3 protein-coding genes are annotated in these 2,327 nt (G+C 62.5%); all 3 read right to left on the bottom strand.

Annotation, left to right across the window (positions count from 1 at the left end):
* Nucleotides 1-378: MHYT domain-containing protein (locus IQK56_RS24475; RefSeq protein WP_279646846.1), on the bottom strand; the 378-nt coding region annotated here is incomplete at its 3' end.
* A gap of 324 nt (nt 379-702) precedes the next feature.
* Nucleotides 703-2,172 (bottom strand): efflux transporter outer membrane subunit, encoded by a 1,470-nt coding sequence (locus tag IQK56_RS24470; protein ID WP_122305689.1) that lies wholly within the window; start codon nt 2,170-2,172, stop codon nt 703-705.
* A partial coding sequence (locus IQK56_RS31270; protein WP_193901857.1) for a hypothetical protein occupies nt 2,169-2,327 on the bottom strand: 159 nt, incomplete at its 5' end. The genes IQK56_RS31270 and IQK56_RS24470, both read right to left, overlap by 4 nt.

Here is a 2,327-nt window from a genome sequence, read left to right as displayed (position 1 = left end):
CATGCCGGTGTAGTGCATGCTGGCAATGCCGGTGCCCATCACCAACGCACCAAACGCCAACTGCCACGCAGGCAAACGCGCCTGGCTGACCAGCCACAACGCAAAGCCACAGGACAGCATCGCGATCAGCAACGACAGCGCGGTAATGCCGATGTCAAAACCCAGTGCAAACGGCAGGCGCAGGGCCAACATGCCGATGAAGTGCATGGACCACACGCCCACGCCCATGGCCAACGCACCGCCGGCTATCCACAAATAAACGCCACGGCCCCTGGCGGTCGCGATGCGGCCGGTGAGGTCCAGCGCGGTATAGGACGCCAGGATCGCGACGAACAGCGAGATCACGACGAGGGGGGTGGAATAACTTCCAATGAGCATGGGATTTCTCGCGGGCAACGGCCTTGAAACGTCCGTGCCAAGTGGCAAAGCGGGCGATTGTAGCGAGATTGATTCTGGTACAGGTGATTAATTATCAGAGGGCCATCACCTGTAATCTGGCGTCAAAGTACTGGCTTTTAAACGGCTGAAAACGGGCCCGTTGGCAGGGGTGGGCCTGATCAAAAGCATCCTGAGACCTATCTGATCTATGGAGATCAAAATGTGCGAGGAGGCTTGCCCCCGATGGCAGTGGATCAGTCATGGATGCAGGGACTGACACGCCGCTGTCGGGGGCAAGCCCCCTCCCACATTTGGAGCTCGATGCTAGTCCTTGGCATCAATCGCAGTCTGGCCATCCCAGCCACCGCCCAACGCCGCGATCAACTGCACACTGGCCACCAGGCGCGTTTGCAGCAAGGTCAGGACAGTACGCTCGTTACTCAGGGCGGTGGCTTGCACCGTGACCACATCCAGATAGGCAATCAGCCCCGCCTTGTACTGGTTCTGCGTCAGGCGCAGCGACTCGCGTGCCGCGTCCAGCGCTTCATTGCTGACCACCGCCTCGTCCTCCAGCACTTTGAGCTGGACCATATAGTTTTCCACTTCGCGAAAGCCATCCAGCACCGTCTGGCGGTACTTGGCCACGGTTTCGTCGTAGGACGCCACGCTACGGTCGACTTCCGCCGAGCGCTGGCCGCCGTCGAACAACGTCATCGCCAGTTTCGGCCCCACCGACCAGAAGCGGTTCGGCAGGCTGATCCAGTCGGCGTAGGTGCTGCTGGAATAGCCGCCGGCCAGGCTCAGGCTCAGGTCCGGGTAGTACGCCGCCTTGGCCACGCCGATATTGGCGTTCGCGGCGATCACCGAGCGTTCGGCCGAGGCGATGTCCGGGCGGCGTTCCAACAGTTGCGACGGCAGGCTCACGGGAATCTGTGGCAGTGCCGGAATGTCCTTGCTCACGGCCAGGTTGAAGTTGGCCGGGGCTTCGCCGATCAACACTGCGATGGCGTTTTCCAGTTGCGCACGCTGCCAGATCAGGTCGATCAGGCTGGCCTGGGTGCTCTTGAGCTGGGTTTGCGCCTGGGCCACCGCGTCCTTGCCGGAGACACCGGCCCGGTACTGGTTTTCAGTCATTTGCAGGGAACGCTGGTAAGTGTCCAGCGTGGCTTGCAGCAGACGGGTCTGCTCGTCCATGACCCGCAGTTGCAGGTAGCTTTGCACCAGTTCCGACTGTTGGCTCAGGCGCATCGCCGCCAAATCCGCCGAGCTGGCTTCGGCGCTGGCCTCGTTGGCCTCCAGGCCTCGGCGCAACTTGCCCCAGATGTCGGCTTCCCAGCTCACCCCGAGTTGGGCATTGAGGGTGTCGCGGATACCGCTGCTGGAACTGCTGAGGCTGGCACTGCTGCTGCCGGTGCCCTGGCTGGCGCGGGTTTTACCGGCGCTCAGGTCGACCGTCGGGTAAAACGCCCCGCGTGAGCTGCGCACCAACGCCTGGGCCTGGCGAAAACGTGCCTCGGCCTGGGCCACGGTCTGGTTGGCGTTGTTCAGGCGCACCACCAGGTCATTGAGTTGGCGATCACCGTACAACTCCCACCAGGCGCCACGGGCCAGCGAATCACTCGGCGTGGCCTGGCGCCAACCCTGGGCTTCCTTGAATTGCACGGGTTCGATAACGTCCGGGCGCTTGTAGTCGGGGCCGACGGCGCAGGCGCTGAGCAATGCACCGCAAAGCACCAGGCTCGCGACGCGGGAACCGCGGGTCATGGCCAATTTGGCAAAGGTTGAATCGGTCATAGCGCAGTGTCCAGGGCAGCATCGGTACGCACGCCGCGCCATTTGTTGAAGCGATGGCGCGCGCGGTCGAGATAAAGGTAAACCACCGGGGTGGTGTAAAGGGTCAGGATCTGGCTGATGATCAGGCCGCCAATGATGGTCAGGCCCAGAGGGCG

The sequence above is a fragment of the Pseudomonas cyclaminis genome (assembly GCF_015163715.1).
Taxonomy (GTDB): domain Bacteria; phylum Pseudomonadota; class Gammaproteobacteria; order Pseudomonadales; family Pseudomonadaceae; genus Aquipseudomonas; species Aquipseudomonas cyclaminis.
Note: the sequence above shows the minus strand (reverse complement) of the source record. Positions and strands in the feature narration are given on the sequence as shown.

Coding starts and splice junctions, on each gene's coding strand:
- IQK56_RS24470 (WP_122305689.1), bottom strand. CDS start 2,172: ATGACCGATTCAACCTTTGCCAAATTGGCCATGACCCGCGGTTCCCGC.